15 protein-coding genes and 1 pseudogene are annotated in these 18,454 nt (G+C 70.3%); 10 read left to right on the top strand and 6 right to left on the bottom strand.

Annotation, left to right across the window (positions count from 1 at the left end):
- Positions 1–162: 162 nt before the first annotated feature.
- The 6 genes from OG455_RS38280 to glsA all read left to right on the top strand — a co-directional run bounded on the left by OG455_RS38280 (position 163) and on the right by glsA (position 7,771).
- Entirely contained in the window at positions 163–1,197 is a 1,035-nt protein-coding gene (locus tag OG455_RS38280) for a phytanoyl-CoA dioxygenase family protein (RefSeq protein WP_266301370.1), read from the top strand.
- Positions 1,194–2,495 carry a DUF6271 family protein gene (locus tag OG455_RS38275; RefSeq protein ID WP_266301369.1) on the top strand — a complete coding sequence of 434 codons (1,302 nt, stop codon included), beginning with the start codon at positions 1,194–1,196 and terminating at the stop codon, positions 2,493–2,495. Before OG455_RS38280 ends, OG455_RS38275 begins: the two co-directional genes overlap by 4 nt.
- Positions 2,492–4,147, top strand: coding sequence for a condensation domain-containing protein (locus tag OG455_RS38270; RefSeq protein ID WP_266301368.1), 1,656 nt, complete (start codon positions 2,492–2,494; stop codon positions 4,145–4,147). Before OG455_RS38275 ends, OG455_RS38270 begins: the two co-directional genes overlap by 4 nt.
- Positions 4,144–5,379, top strand: a complete 1,236-nt coding sequence (locus OG455_RS38265) for an MFS transporter (protein WP_266301367.1) — start codon at positions 4,144–4,146, stop codon at positions 5,377–5,379. The genes OG455_RS38270 and OG455_RS38265 overlap by 4 nt, the downstream gene beginning before the upstream one ends.
- 360 nt (positions 5,380–5,739) lie before the next feature.
- Positions 5,740–6,345, top strand: a complete 606-nt coding sequence (locus OG455_RS38260; protein WP_266301366.1) for a dihydrofolate reductase family protein — start codon at positions 5,740–5,742, stop codon at positions 6,343–6,345.
- Between the two features lie 52 nt (positions 6,346–6,397).
- Positions 6,398–7,771: a glutaminase A gene (glsA, locus tag OG455_RS38255; RefSeq protein ID WP_266301365.1), complete on the top strand. Its 1,374-nt coding sequence runs from the start codon at positions 6,398–6,400 to the stop codon at positions 7,769–7,771.
- Between the two features lie 173 nt (positions 7,772–7,944).
- Here the strand turns inward: glsA and OG455_RS38250 are convergent, their stop codons facing one another.
- The 6 genes from OG455_RS38250 to OG455_RS38225 all read right to left on the bottom strand — a co-directional run bounded on the left by OG455_RS38250 (position 7,945) and on the right by OG455_RS38225 (position 15,122).
- Positions 7,945–8,949: an IS3 family transposase gene (locus OG455_RS38250; RefSeq protein WP_266288800.1), complete on the bottom strand. Its 1,005-nt coding sequence runs from the start codon at positions 8,947–8,949 to the stop codon at positions 7,945–7,947.
- Positions 8,950–8,969: 20 nt separating this feature from the next.
- Positions 8,970–9,353, bottom strand: a complete 384-nt coding sequence (locus tag OG455_RS38245; protein WP_266288802.1) for a hypothetical protein — start codon at positions 9,351–9,353, stop codon at positions 8,970–8,972.
- 200 nt (positions 9,354–9,553) lie between these two features.
- Complete coding sequence (locus tag OG455_RS38240) at positions 9,554–11,743, bottom strand: hypothetical protein (protein ID WP_266301364.1); 2,190 nt, start codon at positions 11,741–11,743, stop codon at positions 9,554–9,556.
- A gap of 140 nt (positions 11,744–11,883) precedes the next feature.
- A complete protein-coding gene (locus OG455_RS38235) occupies positions 11,884–12,834 on the bottom strand; it encodes a hypothetical protein (RefSeq protein ID WP_266301363.1) in 951 nt (316 codons plus the stop codon).
- Positions 12,831–14,084 (bottom strand): hypothetical protein, encoded by a 1,254-nt coding sequence (locus tag OG455_RS38230; RefSeq protein ID WP_266301362.1) that lies wholly within the window; start codon positions 14,082–14,084, stop codon positions 12,831–12,833. The genes OG455_RS38235 and OG455_RS38230 overlap by 4 nt, the downstream gene beginning before the upstream one ends.
- Before the next feature lie 57 nt (positions 14,085–14,141).
- The gene (locus OG455_RS38225; RefSeq protein WP_266301361.1) at positions 14,142–15,122 is read right to left on the bottom strand and encodes an XRE family transcriptional regulator; all 981 of its coding nucleotides are present in this window, start codon (positions 15,120–15,122) and stop codon (positions 14,142–14,144) included.
- Between the two features lie 51 nt (positions 15,123–15,173).
- Between OG455_RS38225 and OG455_RS38220 the strand changes: the two are divergent.
- The 4 genes and pseudogenes from OG455_RS38220 to OG455_RS38205 form a co-directional block, all read left to right on the top strand.
- Positions 15,174–15,878: pseudogene (locus OG455_RS38220) on the top strand (C40 family peptidase); the annotation flags it as partial.
- Positions 15,879–15,957: 79 nt separating this feature from the next.
- Positions 15,958–16,266, top strand: a complete 309-nt coding sequence (locus OG455_RS38215) for a DUF6112 family protein (protein WP_266301360.1) — start codon at positions 15,958–15,960, stop codon at positions 16,264–16,266.
- Complete coding sequence (locus tag OG455_RS38210) at positions 16,266–16,961, top strand: hypothetical protein (RefSeq protein WP_266301359.1); 696 nt, start codon at positions 16,266–16,268, stop codon at positions 16,959–16,961. The genes OG455_RS38215 and OG455_RS38210 overlap by 1 nt, the downstream gene beginning before the upstream one ends.
- Before the next feature lie 27 nt (positions 16,962–16,988).
- On the top strand, positions 16,989–18,422 hold the full coding sequence (locus OG455_RS38205; protein ID WP_266301358.1) for an ATP-binding protein: 1,434 nt from the start codon (positions 16,989–16,991) through the stop codon (positions 18,420–18,422).
- The last annotated feature ends 32 nt before the right edge of the window (positions 18,423–18,454 follow it).

The raw sequence follows: 18,454 nt of genomic DNA, 5'->3' as shown, positions 1-18,454 counted from the left end.
AAAAATTTGACATGTCCCCTGATTTAAAGGCGACTTGACAGGAGATGTGGTCTGGACCAATCTTTGCGACAGCGAGCCTGCCGGAGGGCGTGTCCCCCTCCTGGTCGCCACCTGCCCTGGCGTACTCCCTCGCCCGTCCCGCCCTCCGGAGGCCCGCACGTGATGACATCTGCGCCCAGTCCCCGTCCCCGCCTCTACCGGGCGGCGAGCGAGCGGCCGTACTTCAGCAACGACGGCGAGTCGTACCTCGCCCAGACCACGTTGCGCGAACTCCAGAAGTCGCGGCCGCTGCGGGTGCTCTCCGAGGAGCAGTTCGCGCACTGGCAGACCTACGGCTACGTGATCGTGCGCGAGGCCATACCGGCTCGGTCGGCCCGCGAACTGCTGGACTTCACCTGGGAGTTCCAGGGCCTGAGCCCCGACGACCGGGAGGGCTGGTACGCCGACCGGCCGTGGCGCACCGAGCTGGACCGGCAGTTGCACGTCTACGGCTTCGTCGAGGCATACCACCACCAGTTGCTCTGGAACAGCCGGCAGTCGCAGCGGGTCTACGACGCGTTCGCGGACGTCTGGGACTGCGAGGAACTCTGGGTCACCCTGGACCGGCTCAACCTCAACCCGCCGAACGTGCGCAACCGCGACCGGGCGCTGATCGAGCCCACCGACCGCGGCTTCGACATCGAGCTGCACTGGGACATCGACACCGTGATCGGCGTGCCGCCGCAGCGGGTGCAGGGCATCATCGCGCTCAACCACACCAGCCCGGAGACCGGCGGGTTCCAGTGCGACCCGGAGCTGTTCCGGCAGTTCGAGCAGTGGCGGGTGGCCCAGCCGGCCGGCCGGGACCCGTTGCGCCCGGCGGTCGACCGCGCGGAGTTCCCCGTGGTGCGGCCCGACCTGCACCCAGGCGACCTGCTGATCTGGAACGGCCTGCTGGCCCACGGAGTGGCGCGCAACACCTCGGTGGACGGCGTGCGGGCGGTCCAGTACCTGTCGATGATGCCCGCCCTGGAGGAGCACGACCGGCTGCGGCAGTCCCGGATCAACTCCTGGCAGCACCTGCGCACCCCGCGCTGGAACCGCACCCTGGTCGGCGACCCGGTGCTGCACGAGTCCGAGCGCTACCCCACCGCCGAGCTGACCGACCTGGGCAGCAAGCTGCTGGGGCTCAAGGCCTGGCACGGGGAGCCGGTGTGACGACGCGGGTCTGCCTGGCACTGCCCACCAACCGGGACTGCGCCCCGGCCATCGCCGCTCTGGCCGCCGAAGCCGCCCACGGCGCGGCGCGGTTCGACGCCCAGGTGCACGTGCTCGTCCTGGACTCCTGCGGCGGCCCCGCGCTCACCGCCCACCGCGCCACGGTCGCCGAGCTGCCGGCGGCACCGGGTGTGGTCGTCCACCACATCGACGAAGCCGCCCAACGCGCCTTCCTGGCCGAGGCGGTCGAGCGCTCCGGGGCGCCCGAGCCGAAGCTGCTGCTGGATCTGCTGCTGCCCGCCGGGGTCTCCTACGGCGCCTGCACCAACCGTGCCTTCCTGCTCGCCGCCGCCCTCGGCTGCTCCTCCGTGCACCGCCGCGACTCCGACAGCCGCTACCAGGAGCTGGCGGGCGTTCCCGTCTACCCGATCGACCACGAGCTGACGGCGATCGGCCGCCGCGCGGCCGAGGTGGCGCCGCTGCTGAGCACCGACCGGCTGCCGCCGGCCGCCGCGCCGCTGCCGGTGGCGCTGGTCGGCGGCTCGTTCATCGGCGCCATGTCGGTGGACCTGGCGGCGATCCAGCAGGCCGACCCGGAGGTGTACCGGGAGATCATCGGGCTGTCCATCCCGGCCGACTGCCCGCCGATCTGGCGCGACCACCTGGTGCGGGAGTCCTTCCGGGGGGCCGGCAGCACCGCGTTCACCCACGACCGGACCACCCTGACGCACGTCAGCGCGACCCGGGTGGACATGTGCAACATCGCGCTCGACGCGGGTGTGTGGGGCAGGGTCCCACTGCCGCCGGCCATCGACACCATCGGCAGCGACTACTTCCTGATCCACCTGGTCCAGCGGGCCGGCCTGCCCGGAGTGCTGCACAACCGGCACATCGTCAACTTCCACACCGACGAGCGGCGCACGGGCCCCGGATTCCTCGCCTACCAGGAGCGGCTGGCCAAGTACTTCCTGGCCGCGCCGTACCTGGAGGCGCTCTACGCCCGGCTGGCCGCGGCCGACCTGTTCACTCCCGACGGGCTGCTGGACAACGCCACGGTGGCCGACCTCGTCCGCTCCGTCGCCGAGGTCGAGCAGACCGGCAACGCCGAACGGCTCGACGTGCTGGACCGCTGCTACCGCCGGCTCGGCGGCCCCTGGGCGCAGGCCGCCGACGCCCTGGCCGACCGGCGCGCGCGGCTGCTCACCGACACCGTCCGCGATCTCGACGATTTCGCCCGACTCACCGACGCCTGGCCCGCGCTGATCGAAGCGGCCGCCCGGACGGAGCTCGCCGGATGAAGCACACCCTCACCTTCCGTGGCGGCGCCGAGCGCTCGGGCCCGCTCACCATGGGGCAGTCCAACATGCTGCGCTGTCTGCTGCGCGACGGCGCCGCGCTCACCAACATCCACGACGTCTGGCCGGTGCCGCACGGCAGCACCACGGCGGCCGTGCTGGACGCGCTGCGCGCCCTGGTGCTGCGGCACGAGGCGCTGCGCACCGTGCTGCCCCACCACGACGAGCAACTGGTGCTCGCGGAAGGCGAGTTCACCGTCATCGTGGTGGACCGGGAGGACCTGCACGTCGACCTGCCGGCCGACCTGCCGCGAATCGCCGACGAGCTGGCCCGCCGGGACCGCGACCGGGACTTCCGGCTCGCCGAGGAACTGCCGCTGCGGTTCTCGCTGCTCACCGTACGCGGCGAGCCCGTTCACCTCGCGGTGGCGGCCAACCACGTGTTCACCGACGGCGGCGCGCTGGCCGTGCTGCGCGAGGACTGGCTGGCGCTGCTGGGCGGCGCCGACCTGCCCGCGCCCGACAGCCTCACCCCGATCGAGCTCGCCGCCGAGGAGACGAGCCCGGACGGGAAGCTCAAGTCCGAGGCCGCGATGCGGCATTGGGAGCAGGTGATCCGCACCGGCCCCCAGGCCGTGTTCGCCGAACCGCGACTCGAGAACGCCGACGGCCCGGCACCCCGGCTCACCCTGCGCTCCCGGCGCGGCGCGCGGGCGCTCGCCCGCACCGCCGAACGCACCGGCGCACCGCCCGCCACCGTACTGCTCGCCGCCTGGTGCGCGCTGGTCGGCCACCGGGCCGGCCAGCGCGCCTGCGTCACCGCGATGCCCACCGCCAACCGCTTCAACTCCCGGCTGGCCCGCTCGATCACCCCGCTCTCCCAGGACGCGCTGCTCCTCCTCGACCTGCGGGTGCCGGGCTTCGACGGCCTGCTGCGCAAGACCTGGGGCGCCGCGCTCAACGCCTACCGGCACGGCCGGTTCGACGCCCACCGGCTCTGGGAGATGATCGACCGCACCACCACCGAGCGCGGCAGCCACTTCGCCCGCGACGTGGTCTTCAACGACGTCAGCGCGCTCAACGCCTTCCTGGGCGAGTCCGACCGCACCGACCTGCCCGAGGCGGAGCTCACCTGGGGTCCCACCCAGGCCCTGCCCACCCGGCTCCTCGGCTTCGCCCACCAGATCGACCCGCTGCTCCACCTCTCGCTCTGGGCCGATCCCGCGCTCTTCGAGCGCACCGAGGCCGAGGGCTTCCTCACCGGCCTGCTCCGCCTGCTGGAAGCGGCCGCCGAAGGCGACCTCCCGCTGGCCGACCTGACCGCGGTCACCGGTGTCGCGCCGGCCGACCGCGGCCCCGACTGGCAGCGGGTGGACGGTTGCTGGGTCCGGCCGCAGGCCATCGCCGAAGCCCTCTCCGAGGCCCTCGACGGCCTGCCCGCGCACGTCGCCGACGAGGACGACGGCACCCTCACCGCCTGGATCGCCACCGGCGGCCGGCCCCTCACCCCCGCGGCGGCCCACACCGCGCTGCTGGCCCGGCTCCCGGCCCGCACCGGTGTGCTGGCCCCGCGCCGGTACGTCCTGGTGCCCGCCGCGCCCGCCGGCGGCGACTGGCGCGCACTGCGCCCCCTCGCGGAAGGAAGCGGAAGATGACCACCGACCAGCTCACGGATCGTCAGCCGGACACCTTGCCGAGCCCCTGGCGTTCGGGCCCGTTCCGACTCTTCTTCCTGGCCCGCAGCTCCTCGCTGCTCGCCGACGGCATGCTGATGGTCTCGCTGACCGCCGCCGTACTGCACGCCGGCGAAGGCCTCAACGCCGTCGGCTACGCGCTGGCCGCCTGGATGGCACCCACCGCCCTGCTCGTGCTCTTCGGCGGTGTGCTCGCCGACCGGTTCACCCCGCAGCTGATGATGGTCGGCGCCGACGCCGTCCGCACCGTCGCCATGCTGTCCCTGGGCCTGCTGCTCGCCACCGGCCACATCCGGCTCTGGCACATCATGGCCCTGCTGGCCCTGAGCGGCGCCGCCACCGCCATGTTCCAGCCCGGCCTGGCCGCCATCGTGCCCCGGGTGGCCGAGGACATCCAACGCGCCAACGCCCTGCTCCGGATCGCGGAGGCCTGCGCCACCCTGCTCGGTCCCGGTCTGGCCGGCTTCCTGGTCGCCCTCTGGAGCCCTGCCGGCTCCTTCCTGGTGATCGCAGCCACCTTCGCCACCAGCGCCCTCGGCCTGCTCCCGCTGCGCCGCCTCGGCACCGTCCCCGAAGGCCGCGACGAGCCGATCTGGCACCGCCTCGCCATCGGCTGGCAGGAGTTCCGGGCCCGCAACTGGCTCTGGAGCGTGATCGTGCTCTGGTCCACCTACGGCCTCTTCCTCTTCGGTCCGGCCATCCCGCTCGCCGCCGTGCTGCTGACCCGCCAGCACGGCTCCGCCGGCTACGGCTGGATCGCCTCCGCCGACGGCGCCGGCACCATCGTGGGTGGCCTGCTCGGCATGCGGGTGCGCCCCCGCCGCCCCCTGGTCGCCGGTGTCCTCGCCATGCTGTGCTACTCCCTCAGCCCGCTGGCCCCCGCGCTCAACTGGTCCTTCACCGTGACCCTCCTCACCGGTGTGCTGGCCGGCTGCGGCTACGCCTTCTGGGGCGTCATGTGGGCCACCACCATCCAGACCCACATCCCCCTCACCGTGCTGAGCCGCGTCTCCGCCTACGACGTCGCCGGCTCGATCATGGTGATCCCGTTCGGCCGCGCCCTCTCCGGGCCCGTCGCCAACGCCCTCGGCCCGAACCACGTCCTGCTCGGCTCCTCCGTCATCGGCCTGCTCTGCCTCGCCGCCATGCTCTGCGTCCCCGCCATCCGCACCCTGGGCAGGGCCCCGGCCTGACCCCCTGGCGCACCCACCGCCCGACGTCCGGGCCGACCATGACACCGGTGCGGTCGTCGTCGGAGTGGCTCACCTGGGCGACCGGATCGACATCATCGAGACGTGGACCTCGTCGTTCGGCTCCCAGCGGTACAGGGTCACCGTCCAGGGCAGCCGGACGACAGGGTGGATCCACCGCACCCTGATCAGCCACCTGCCGTACCTCGACGCTCGAACCGCGCGCTGCTTTCCGCACTTCTGCCGGCGCCTCGACCCGGTGGGCGCTCATCGTGCCGATCGGGCTCGGTGCCGCGCCGCGGCAGTCCCGCCGATGAGCTCCAGGCGGTTGTACCGTCTACCCATCGACGAACGGAGTACACCATGCGCAAGATCATCGTCTGCGCGTTCCTGACGCTCGACGGCGTCATGCAGGCGCCGGGCGGCCCGGACGAGGACGCCGAGAGTGGCTTCAAGTACGGCGGCTGGCAGAAACCGGTGTCCGATGACGAGGTCGGCGCGGCCATCGCCGGTTGGTACGAGCACTCCGACGCGATGCTGCTCGGCCGCAAGACGTACGAGATCTTCGCGTCGTACTGGCCGAATGCCGATCCCGACAACCCGTTCACCGATCGGATGAACAGCATGCAGAAGTACGTGGCGTCCCGGACCCTGACGTCCGTCGAGTGGCAGAACTCCACGCTGCTGGAGGGCGACACCGTCGATGCGGTGCGCAGGCTGAAGGCGTCCGACGGCGGCAACATCAACGTCGTCGGCAGCGGCGACCTCGCCCAGACCCTCATGCATCACGGACTCGTCGACGAGTACCGGCTGACCATCCACCCGGTGATCATCGGCACCGGCAAGCGGCTGTTCGCCGGTGGAGCGATCCCCACCGCGCTGGAGCCGGTCAGCGTCTCGACGACGAAGGGCGGCACCGTCGTCGGCGTCTACCGGCCGAACGGTGAGCCCGGCTACGACAGCTACTAGTGGCCGGCCCGCGCCAGGCGAGTGAAGCGGCGACAGGAAGCGTGAGGCATTCATGGATCCGGTGACGGAGTCCCTCAACGAGCTCCATCGGCGCATCAGCGCACTGACGGGCGGTGAAGTCGCCTCCTACATCCCGAAACTCGCCCAGGCCGACCCGGACGACTTCGGGATCGCGATCACCAGCATGTCCGGCCACCGCTACCAGGCGGGGAAGGCCGACACCGCCTTCACCATCCAGTCGGTCTCCAAGCCCTTCGTCTACGCCTTGGCCCTGACCGACCTCGGGCCCGACGAGATGCTCCGGCACGTCGGTGCCGAGCCCAGCGGTGAGGCCTTCAACGCCATCAGTCTGGAGCCGGGCACCGGCCGGCCGGCCAACCCGATGGTCAACGCCGGCGCGATCGCCACCACTGCCCTGGTCAAGGCGGCCGACCCCGCGGCGCGCTCCGCCCGCATCCTGGGCTGGCTCTCGGCGTTCGCCGGCCGCCCCCTCGACCACGACGAGGACGTGTACGCCTCCGAGGCGGCCAGCGGCGACCGAAACCGCGCGCTGGCCTATCTGATGCGCTCGGCCGGATCGCTGGAGGACGACCCCTACTCCGTGACCGACACCTACTTCCGCCAGTGCTCCGTGCGCGTCACCGCGGCCGACCTGGCGGTCATGGCCGCGACCCTGGCCAAGGGCGGCCTCAATCCGGTCACCGGTGAACGTGTCGTGAGCCAGGACGTCGCGGTACGGACCCTGGCCGTCATGGCCACCTGCGGCATGTACGACGGTGCCGGGCAGTGGCTGCTCAACGTCGGCCTGCCGGCCAAGAGCGGCGTCGCCGGCGGTCTGATCGCGGCCAGCCCAGGTCGTTTCGGGATCGCGCTCTACAGCACGCCGCTGGACACGGAAGGCAACCCCGTACGGGCCGTGGCCGCCCTCACCGAGATGTCCGAACGGTTCTCACTGCACCTCATGCACGCGCCGGTGCATCTGACGACCACGGTCACGGACACCGTGCACGCGGCACGGTCCTCCCGTGCCCGCGATTCCGCGCAGGCCGCGGTCCTGGATCGCGACCCGCGGCGCATCGCCGTCGTCGGCGCCCAGGGTGACCTGGAGTTCACCGAGACCGAACAGCTCCTGAACGCCGTGGTGCGTGCCACCCCTGCCACACCCGGCGCGATGGTCCTGGACCTCACGGCCGTCACCGGCATCAGCCCCGGCCCCGCCACCATGATCATCGCCACCCTGGCGGACCTCCAACGACGAGGCCACCACGTCGCCATCGCCCTCCAGCAGCCGTTCCTCGACCAGGCCGACGGACACCCCGGCTCCTGGACGACCACCCGCGATGACGCCGTGGCCTGGTGCGAGGACCGGTTCCTCAGCGGGGAACACCCGGTTGGAGCTCAGGACATCGCACCGCACTCGCAGTGACTCCGTCCGCGTCGCAGCCGGGGGCGAGCCCGGTCGCGCCCACCTCAGGGGTGGTGGACGCCATGGACGCCATGGACGCCATGGACGCCATGGACGCCTGCCAGACCCCGCGTGGAGCACGACCGGGCCCAACCGGTGCGGAAGATTTCAAGTCCAGTGAGACGGTCGTGACGTTATGAGGTTTGTGGTGCGGGTTCCCTGCGCTTGGCGGGGTCGTTGATCCATGCCGTCTTCGGGATCTCGGGTGGTCTGGGACGGCGGCCGAAGCGTTCGGGGTGGCGCGCGTAGGCCTCGGCGAGGGTGACGGACCGCTGGTCGCGGATCTCCTCCGCCGTGCCGAAGTGGACGCTGGCGGGCGTGTGAAGTCCGATACCCGAGTGCCTGTGCTCGTGGTTGTAGTACGAGATGAAGGCGTCGAACCATTCGCGGGCATGGGCCAGGGAGTCGAACCGCTCGGGGTAGTCGGACATGTACTTGGTGGTCTTGAACTGGGCCTCGCTGTAAGGGTTGTCGTTGGAGACCTTCGGACGCGAGTGACTCCGGGTGACGCCGAGGTCGATCAGCAGCTGGGAGACCTTCTTGGAGGTCATCGAGGTGCCCCGGTCGGCGTGCACGGTCTCGGGGACGATGCCGTTGCGCGCGATGGTCTCGCGGATCAACTCCTCCGCCCGCTCGGCTGATTCGGCCAGTTCGACGGTGTGGCCGACGATGTAGCGGCTGAAGATGTCGATGATCACGTAGGCGTGGTACCAGATGCCCTTCCTGGGGCCGGCAGCTTTGGTGATGTCCCAGGTGAAGACTTGCGAGGGGCCGTCGGCGACCAGTTCGGGCACCGTTTTGGCCGGGTGGGTGGCCTGGCGGCGGCGCTCACCGGACTGCCCCCGCTCACGCAGGATCCGGTACATCGTGGAGACCGAGCAGTGGTAGCGCCCGGTGTCCAGCTCACGGGCCCAGATCTGCGCGGGCGCCAGTTCGGCGTACTCGGGGCTGTTCATCAACTCCAGTACCGCAGTGCGCTCTTCGGCTGTCAGGGCCGATGGCTGGACCTGGGGCGACCTGGGCTTGCGTGCGGGCGTCGGCTGAAGCCTGCGGTAGTGGGTGGCCCGGGAGCGGCCGGTCAGCCGGCATGCGGCCGTGGTGCCGAGCTCGTGTTCGACGGCGGTGAACGCCTCGTCCACGACGGGGTCCGCGGCGTGCTTCAGTCCGCGCTCTCGGAGATCATTTCCAAGAGCGCCGACGCTTTTCCCAGGACCTCCAACGCTGCCTTGTTCCGGGCGAGCTCCCTCTCCAGCCGTTCCACCTGCCGGCGCAGCTTCTCGTTCTCGACCTCGGTGGCGGACTTCTTCGGGCGGGCCGGGCTGGTGCGGTGGTCGACCAGGTTCTCCAGGGCCCCGGCATCGCGCGCGGCCCGCCACTCGGTGACGTGCGAGTGGTACAGGCGCTCGCGGCGCAGAACCGCACCCTTCTCGTTCTTGGGCGCGGCGTCGTACTCGGCGACGATCCGCAGCTTGTACTCGGGACTGAACGTGCGGCGCTTCGGCCTGGGAGCCGGGTCGGCAGCGGACGGATTGGTGCTGGTCATCAGGGATGGAACTCCTACTCGGGCCCTCTCAGGCTAACCCGACAAAGCGGGACGTCTCACCCAAGGCTGACAGAGAGGGGTGGCCGCGGGTGCGGTGTGCGGGTGCGGCGTGAGGACGTCAGTGCTACTTCACGCACCTGGCGAATGCCGTCGAGGAAACCGCCGCCGGACTCACCTCACCCGGACCCAGGAGTCGGGAGTCAGCAGTTGCTGGGCGGGTTCGTCGAGGTCTCGACGATCTTCACGGTGCTGCCGGCGTTGTCGGTGCCGTCCAAGGCGTGGACGGAGCTCTGCCCGAGTGTGGTCCAGGCGACCCGGTTCTTGTCGAAGGACCAGGTACCGGTGACCTTCTTGGTGACGGTTCCGGTCTCCAGCCAGCCGTACTGCCCTGGCTGGAGCGTGAGGTAGGAGGAGTACTGGATCGCTTGCGTCCCGATGAAGCTGTGCGAGTAGGACGCGGTGACGGACGATGAGACCTGGAACGAGATGGCAGCCTCCGGCCCGGTTCCCACTGAGCCCCCGAGCGTGAGGGAGCCTCCGACGGTGTTCTCCCAGCCGGTGGTGTCAGTGATGCTGGCGAACGGCGTCTGAACGGAATTGGTGGCGTTGTAGTACAGCGTGCCCTTGAGGCAGGTGCGCCCTTCGATGTAGGCCGTCGGAAGGCTCTTGTCGACGCTGAAGCTGCAGGTGCTGTTGTCCTTGGCGCAGAGGGTCAGGCCGTACTGGGCCGCGAACTGGGCCATGCCCGTCATGACGCCGGAGGACGTGCCCGGCTTCCAGACGTTGTAGCCCCCGAACGACTGGGCGGAATCCCCCATCACGATGGTGTCCACGCCCGTGCCGGGGTCCTGTGAGGTGGCCACCAAGCCGTCGTTGCCGCTCAGTTGTTTCATCTGGTAGGTCCCCGGTGTGCTGCCGGGTTCGACGTACCACTGCTGGCCGACATCCTGGCTGTTGCAGGTCACCAGGTTGGTGCGCCAGGCGCCCTGCCCGAGGTCGAACGCCGTGTCGAGGCACAGGTTGTTCATGGCCTTGTTCTTCAGCTGGAACAGACCGCTTCCGCTGCTGTCCCGGACCATCGTCCACTGCTGGGCGGCGGTGCCGCTCTGGGCAGGGGCCGAGACGACCCACGGGCTCGCGTCGGTGGTGTTCGCGGGTGCCAGGGCGGTTCCGTCGCCGGCGTTGAGGATGCTCAGGCAGGTCGGTGTGCCGGTGCCCCGGCAGGGGTCGAAGCCGTAGCCGAGGTTGTCCCAGGCGGCCCAGTCGTCGGTGGGGGGAGGGGGCGCGCCGGGCTCGTTCTGCGCGCGGTGCCCAAGGGTGTTGTCGCTCTGGAGGTCGAAGAACTCCAGGCGCCCGTCCTGGTTGGCGACCGCGGTCGGGTCGCCGCCCGCGGTGCCCAGAGCGCTCATCACGCTCCACGAGGTGGTACTGCCGGGCTGGGTCTGCTTGGTGTGCCAGACCGTGCCGTCGGACAGGTGCGCGAAGACCTCCAGGCGCCCGTCAGCGTTGGTCGCCACGGTCGGGTCGCCCGCCATGGTGCCGAACGGGGTCCCCCCGCCCGCCAGTTCCCCCCAGCCGGTCCACCCCGTCCCGTCGCTCGTCTGGGTGTCGTACCAGACGTTGCCGTCCATGCCCGTGGCGAAGACCTGCAGCCGTCCGTCCTGGTTGCGGGCCACGGCGGGGTCGCCCTGGGTGCTCCCGAACATGGGCGTCCAGGCGCTCCACGACTCCTTCGCGTTCGCGCTGGTCTCGGTCGCGCCCCAGATCTCGGTGTCGCTGCCGCGGACGAACACCTGCAGCTGCCCGTTGGCGTTCAGCGCCACTGCCGGCCGGCCGACCAGGGAGACGCCGGGACCAGGGGCACCCGCGGTGGTCCAGGGGTCCCAGTTCTCCCCCTGCACGCTTCCGGGCACCGTCTGGGCGATCGTCCACAGGCCGCCGGCCGCGACCCCGAAGACCTGGAGGCTCCCGTCCAGGTTCGCCGCGACCGACACCTCGCTGTCGAGGTGTCCGGGATGCGGCTGCGTCCAGGTCGTGCCCCAGGAGCCGTTGCCGGCTTGCGCCTGCGAGGTGAGGACGCCGTTCTTGAGGAGGAAGACCTCCAGGCGTCCGTCCGAGTTCGTCGCCACTACCGGGTCGGTGTCCGAGGCGCCGCCCAGCGAGGTCCAGTCACTCCAGTTGGTGCCGGGCTGTTGCTGGCCGGCGTGCCAGACGGTGCCGTCGTCGGGGGAACGGACGAAGGCTTCCAGGTCGCCGTTCCGGTCCAGCCCGACCAGTCGTGCGGCCGGCGGTTCGGGGGAGACCACCGCCGCGGTCGTGTCGGCCCAGGCGGCCGGCGGCCGAGGGAGGCCGAGGGTGGCCAGGACAATGCCGAGCAGGGGGATGAGCACGCGCAAGGGGAAGCGTGAAGGCCTTGCCATATCGGCTCCCATCCGGGGAACAGGAGGCTCCGGGCGGGAGCCGCCCTCATTTTGATCACACTGCGTGAGGCAGTGTGGACAGTATGACGCGAACGGCGGGCTCCCCATGGCTACATGGCAGAACATGGCCTGAAGACACCATGCCCACGAGGACGGCCTCCCGGGGCTGCCATGTCCAGGGTTGCGCGGACGTCGGTGACGGCGAGGGCGATCCGGATGCCGTTGAGCGCCGCCCAGGACGCCATGACCCGTACCAGGACTGTCTTGCCGCTTCCCGTGGGGGCGTTGAGGACCTGGAGATCCCCCGAGGTCAAGTCAAGCTCGGTCAGCTCGCCGTCGGTGGTCTTCATGCCCTTGAAGAAGCGCTTCAGGGTCTTGTGCAGGTAGGCGACGCTTTTGTCCCGGCCGCTGAGGGTCTTGGCGACCGTCAGGAGTTCCTTCACCGTTGGTGCCACCCGGTCGTGCTGCGGGCGGGTCCTCACCTGCGGCAGAACCTCGTGGCCAGGTGCTTCAAGGAAGCCGGGGGTTTCCTGGATGTGGATGTCCCGGCTCGTCGTGCCGTGCTCCTTTCCCAGGTAGGCGGTCCTCGTCTTGTGCTTTCCCGGGCCCGCGAACGCCTGCGCCTTGGGACGCTTGCCGAAGGTGAAGAAGGGGCCGGTAATGCGTTGCGCGTAGGCGAGGCAATCCCCTCCCACCCGGGGGATCACCGCGTCGGCCAGCTGCGGCTCCCCGGCCGGCAGCCGCAGCGAACCGCCTGACCTGTCAGCCATGTCGGGGTCGGGGGCGAGGGCTCCGATCAGCGCGAGGGCTGCTGCCTTGAGCCTCTTCGGGTCGGTCCACTCCTGCGACATCAGGACCATCACCTGACGGATGACGTTCCGCTCGGCTACCGGCAGCCTTGCCCATTCCGACCACGCGCGCGGTTTGCGGTGGGCGAAGAAGGTGGCCTCTTCGAAACCGGCCAGGACTCGGCCCTCATCGTCCTTGCGGGGGAAGTAGTGAGCCGCCAGCGCGAGCGCCCCCGCCAGACCAGCTTCCCGCCCCGTCATCTCCCCGCTCACGCCCGGCCCTCCTTGATCTTGGTAACGACCATCTCCAGGTAGGCCGTCGCGGTCATCGCCGCCTTCATCCCATACCCGCGGCACACCATGTCGAGCTGGGCCACCTGCTCTTGGCGGTAGTCAGGCACAACCAGGTACTCCGCACCTCCCTTGTCACCACTGTCCATGTGGAGCTTGCTGACCAGGTGGTTCACCCACGTGTAGTCCTTGAAGTCGGCCGGGAACCAAGGCTTCTCGCGGTCCTGGTGGGTAATCCAGTGGTCACACTGGTCGCCATTGGGCCACAGATGTGACGTCCAGCCGGTTCCGTCCAGAGCTGCCGCGACGGCCCGGTGAAGGCTGAGCTCCGGGAGGCCGGGAACGACGGTGTAGCGCCACACTGGCCGCACCAGCACCGAATGCTCCTCGACCGGCTGGGCCTGCGGCACCTGCGGCAGTGCCCCGGTCCACAGCGTCGCGAACCGTCCCGACGGGACCCGGCACCCAAACGTCGGGCTCAGGGAAGGCGCCGTCTTCTTCCGGGCGGTCACAACGAACTCGTAGGACGCGCCCGTCTCCTCGTGCCAGGGGTACAGGCACCGCACCCTGCCCTGGGTGCGTGCGCCGGATCTGGTGACCGCGACCTTCATCGGCCACTTGCAGGCAGGGCACGGCCACCACCAGCCGTTGTACTGCGCGTATTGGGCGATCGACTTGTAGAAGTCGTTGGCACGGGACGGCAGCTTGAGGTCCGAGAGGCTGCCGGTGGGGACCGTCGGGTTCTCCACCAGCGTGGTGCGGTGCCTCTCATAGAAGGGGCCCTTGATCGCACTGAAGACGGCTTCCTGACTGTACTCGTCATCCAGCTTGGGCTTCGTCACCTGACCGGTGAACTTGCCGACCTTCTGCGCGGCCCGCATGACGCGCTGAGCTTCCTGCCGGAAGTCGAACCCGTCTTCCGTGGCGACTCCTTCGCTGTCCATGAGCCGCACACCGGCGAGATCCTTGGTGTCTATCCAGTCCGGCAGCAGCCCCTCCAGGGAGCCCGCCCGGTCGCCGGTGAGCCTGCCCAGCAGCTCATCGAACCGGATCAGATGCCCGGGGCCACATGCCGCCATCAGGATGCCGTGGGCCTCGATAAGACGGTCCAGACGTTTCGGGCCGTCCAGCTCTTCGCCAGCCATCGCGTGCTCGCACACTGCGAAAGCCTTGACGATTTCCAGCAGAACATGAGTCTGCTGGATGTCTGTCCTGTCGTCAGCTTGAATCACGAGTCGGAACCCTACGGCAGGGCACTGACAGTGAACCCCTGGAACCCTTAAGGAAGTTCAGGCGAAGATCTGTTCGATGCCCTGGGTGTCGATACCGGGATACAGGGCGCGGTAGGCGCTGAGATGGTCAGTGATGTGGCGCCGCCCGGAGTCGGTGATGAACCACAGGTACGGCCCGTGAGTCACCCCATCGGGGTGCCGGAGCACAATGAAACCCCGGCTCGGGGTGCGCCCGTCAGGACTTTGCCCCACCGCGAGGTAGTGCGGCCCCCGTCCGGAGAGACTGCCGTCCACCCCATGCGCCCCGGCGCGCGCGACACGGAGCACGATCTTCCACAGCCACGACGACAGCAGCGGCGCGGGCGGTTCCGCTTCGCGGCGAACACCGAGCGCTGCGCGGGCCACCGCCCGGCCACGCCGGGTCATCTCCACCAGGGTGCGAGGTACGTCTCCTAGCCCGTCGATGTAGACCCGGTCCCGATAAGCGATGATCAGACCGCGTCGTTCCAGGGCTGCCACCGAAGAACCGACCCCCGAGTCATGAACGCCAGACTCCCGCAGCCGCGACTGAATGCGGGTGTAGCCGACGACGTCGGCCGGTGCGTAGATCGCCAGTGTCATGCGTCGCCACTCAGTCGCAGGCCGGTGCTCAGCTCCCGCATAGCGGTTCTGCCGCTGTTCCTCCTCGGCCTCCTGATCCTGCTGAAAAATGCAGGTCAGATAGTCTCGCTGCCGGTCGTTTAGGGCGTGCCAGGCAGTCATTGATTCCTCGGACGGCTGACCGCCACGCCTACCAGGGAGCACCGGGAGAGGGTCTTCCGGGCGACTGCGGTGCCAGGCATCCATCACCACCCGGTCGGGAACCCTATAGACGTGGGCCAGCATGCGCGCCACCTGCCCCAGCGTTTCGGGAGATCGCCACATCCAGCCACGTACGCGTCTACCGCGTTCCAGGTCACGGATCTTCTCCGCGTTGATGTGCAGACCCTGCGCGCCCTGCTTGCGCCGAAGCATAGAAGCGGTCTCTTCCGTGCTCATACCCGCAACACGGCGCAGGTCCGCCAGGGTCTCAGTTCCTCGCTCACGGCACTACAGCAGGTCCCGGGCTGGCAGTCGATGACCGTCACCCAGGCGGCTCAGGCCGTTCAGAAGTCGGGGCTGCCGGATGCCTATGCGAAGTGGGAGCCGCTGGCGACCGCGCTGCAGAAGGCGATCGAGCCGCTGCTGACGAAGACCGGCACTGCGTCGCCCAGTCCGTCGCCGTCCGGGTCCGCAGGATCGAGCAGCCCCGCCCCGAGTACCGCTGCCGGCTGCTCGAGCGGCGGTGACGGCACGGACTTCGGGACCATCCCGCCGGGCTCGGTGCCGGCCGGGTACACGATCCCTGCCGGTGCTCCGGCTCAGGTGCAGACGGCGATCCGCTGGGCCATGGGTCAGCTCGGCACCCAGTACCAGTGGGGCGGCTCCTGCACGGACTCCCACGGCCCGGACCCGATGGGGCGCTGCGACTGCTCCTCACTGATGCAGATGGCCTACAAGGCGGCCGAGGTGTCACTGACCCGGACCACGTTCACCCAGGTCGCGGAGGGCAAGCCGGTCTCGGTCGGCGCCCTGCAGCCGGGTGACCTCGTCTTCACTGCGGGCAGCGACGGCAGCGCCGCGAACCCGGGCCATGTGGGCATGTTCATGGGCTCCGGGTTGATCATCAACGCCCCGCACACAGGCGCGGTCGTCTCCATCGACACGCTCGCCTCTTGGCAGTCGCAGATCGTCGCTGCCCGCCGAGTCGTCTGACCGGCGCTTCACCCTCCCCCCTTCCCCCTCGCCTCTCTCGGCGCACCTTTGCGTGCCCAAAATCGAACTGGAGTTCCCTATGTACCTCGCCGACAAGGCCGTCCAGCTCGCCTACGACCCGGGGATCAGCCCGAACGAGGGCGGCCTGCCGGGCCTCAGCGTGCTCAAGGAGGTGATGGGCTCCATCAACCTGTTCGGGATCATCGCCGTGGTCGGCGCGCTGGCAGTCAGCGCAGGCGTGTGGGCCTGGGGCCACCACTCGGGCGGCCACCAGGCCGAGGCCAACGGCAAGAAGGGCGTCCTCGTCAGTGCGGGCGCCGCCCTGCTGCTGGGCGCGGGCAACGGGATCGTCGCGTTCTTCAGCACGCTGGGGACGCAGGTCCACTGATGCCTGCCCGAAGCCACAACCCCGGCGGCGCATCTCGCATGCGCCGCCGGGCGCTGCTCGGCACCGCCGCCCTGGTGGTGCTCGTCGCCCTCGCCGGCCTGGCCGCCTACCTCACCCGCGACGGCAGGACCACGCCCAAGCCTCCTGTCTCGCAACCGAGTTCGGCCAATCTCTCCACTCCTCTCCCGTCCTCTGCCGCATCTTCATCGCCCCAGCTCCCGGGGAGCCACAGCGCGCTGCCCGTTGCACCGTCGACGCACGACCCGATCGCCTTCGGGAAGGCGGCGGCCGTGGCGCTGTGGTCCTACGACACCCGCGCCTACACCCAGCCCGAGCTGCTGAGCGCCCTGCACGGGTGGCTGACCACCGAGACCAAGTACGCCGATGCGGCCTCGGTCGACGCCGGCGTCCCCTCGCCCACGCTGTGGCAGGAGATGGCCACCAACGGGCAGTTCGCCACCGCCACTGTCGCCGAGGCGCACTTCCCGGACTCCTTCACCCGGGCCCTGCAGGCCGACCCAGGCGCGCTGACCACCGCGTACGTCTACGCCGTCACCGTCTCCGGGAAGCAGTCGATCGCGTGGAACGGCTCGCCCGCCGGCGGCGCGGAGGACCGCGTCACCACGCTCGCGGTCCAGTGCCGTCCGTCCCAGCCCTGCGCGCTGGTCGGCGTCCTGCCGGCCGTCGCGCCCTGACCCCCGCTCCGGAAAGGAGGCATAGCTATGGGAGTCTGCGACCTTCCGCTGATGAACGACGTCTGCGACGCCGTCAACTTCGCCAACAACCCCGCCGGGGCCGTCACCGACGGCATCGGCGCGTGGATCGCCAAGTCCGCGGGTGAACTCGCCTCCAGCGCAGCCGACCTCGCCGCCAAGGCGGTCAACTCCACCACCGCGATCGACCTCAACGCCTCGTGGTTCCGAACCGACTACGAGCTGCTGCTGCCGATCGGCCTGGCGCTCATCGTCGGCACGTTCTGCCTGCAGCTGATGTTCGCCGCCTGGCGGCGGGACGAGCGCGCCCTCGCCCAGGCCGCGATCGGCACGATGACCGGCGTCCTGTTCTCCTTCTGCGCCGTCGGCTTCACGAGCGTGGCCATCACCGTGGTCGACGCCCTGAGCGACGGGCTCTTCCAGGCGGCCAACACCAGTGTGGGCGACGCGATCCGCCGGGTGATCGAGGTCAACGAGATCGGCGCGATGTACGGCCTCGGCTGGGGCGTGCCGTCGCTGATCGCCCTCGGCTGCGCGATCGGGGCGTTCATGTACTGGGGCGTCATGGTCGCCCGCAAGGTCGGGGTCCTGATCCTGGTGGCGTTTGCGATCTTCGCGGGAAGCGGCGGCGGCTGGGAGGTCGCCAAGCGCTGGCGGCGCGGCTGGACCGAGGCCACCGCCACGCTGGTGGTCAGCAAGCTGCTGATGACCGTGGTGTTCCTGATCGGCGTCTCCGCGATGGGCAAGTCGGACGCCAAGGACGGCATGTCCGCCCTGTCGGATGCGCTGGCCGGCATCGTCGTGATGGTCCTGGTCCTGCTGTGCCCCTACGCCACGTACAAGTTCGTCCACTGGGCGACCGACAGCGGCGGCCACGACGACATGCACCGCACCGGAATCGCCGGAGTCGCGGTCGCCGCAGGCGCCGCGAAGACGGCGGCCGGCCTCGCCATGCAGATGGGCACCGGTGCCCCCGCGCCGCAGGGCCCCGCCCAGGTTCCGGGCATGGGCAGCGACGGCGTCGCCTCCGGTATCGATCCCGCCGGGCGCATGAGCAAGGAGGGCATCGACGCCGGACCGGCCCAGCAGCCGAGCACCTTCCGCTTCGGCGAGGATCCGGGTGCCGGTGGCGACCGCGGCCGGGCGCTCGTCCAGCGGCCGGGCATCCCCGCCCTGATCACCCGCGCCTCCGCCGGTGGCGGCGGCCAGGGCGAGGGAGGCGGCGAGGCTCAGGGAGCTGACGCAGCGCCGAGCACCGAAGGCTCCTACAACGCGGGCCCGGTAGCCCCACCGGCACCGGCGACAGCACCGCCGCCATCCGCAGGTGGGCAGGCGCCGGCTCCTGCTGCGGCACCCGCGCCGCCGCAACCGGCCCCGAGCGGTGGTTCTGCAGTGCCGACCCGCTGGGTCTTCCCGAACCAGCCCCCGCCCGCCGGCTCCTGACCGAGCCGACTCATCTCCCCCGGGGCGGGCCC

This window comes from Kitasatospora sp. NBC_01287 (assembly GCF_026340565.1).
Taxonomy (GTDB): domain Bacteria; phylum Actinomycetota; class Actinomycetes; order Streptomycetales; family Streptomycetaceae; genus Kitasatospora.
Note: the sequence above shows the minus strand (reverse complement) of the source record. Positions and strands in the feature narration are given on the sequence as shown.

Bases quoted from the DNA above. Each gene is read 5' to 3' on its own strand.
- OG455_RS38225 (WP_266301361.1), bottom strand. From the start codon at position 15,122: ATGAGCACGGAAGAGACCGCTTCTATGCTTCGGCGCAAGCAGGGCGCG.
- glsA (WP_266301365.1), top strand. From the start codon at position 6,398: ATGGATCCGGTGACGGAGTCCCTCAACGAGCTCCATCGGCGCATCAGC.
- OG455_RS38270 (WP_266301368.1), top strand. From the start codon at position 2,492: ATGAAGCACACCCTCACCTTCCGTGGCGGCGCCGAGCGCTCGGGCCCG.
- OG455_RS38205 (WP_266301358.1), top strand. From the start codon at position 16,989: ATGGGAGTCTGCGACCTTCCGCTGATGAACGACGTCTGCGACGCCGTC.
- OG455_RS38260 (WP_266301366.1), top strand. From the start codon at position 5,740: ATGCGCAAGATCATCGTCTGCGCGTTCCTGACGCTCGACGGCGTCATG.
- OG455_RS38265 (WP_266301367.1), top strand. From the start codon at position 4,144: ATGACCACCGACCAGCTCACGGATCGTCAGCCGGACACCTTGCCGAGC.
- OG455_RS38210 (WP_266301359.1), top strand. From the start codon at position 16,266: ATGCCTGCCCGAAGCCACAACCCCGGCGGCGCATCTCGCATGCGCCGC.
- OG455_RS38215 (WP_266301360.1), top strand. From the start codon at position 15,958: ATGTACCTCGCCGACAAGGCCGTCCAGCTCGCCTACGACCCGGGGATC.
- OG455_RS38280 (WP_266301370.1), top strand. From the start codon at position 163: ATGACATCTGCGCCCAGTCCCCGTCCCCGCCTCTACCGGGCGGCGAGC.
- OG455_RS38245 (WP_266288802.1), bottom strand. From the start codon at position 9,353: ATGACCAGCACCAATCCGTCCGCTGCCGACCCGGCTCCCAGGCCGAAG.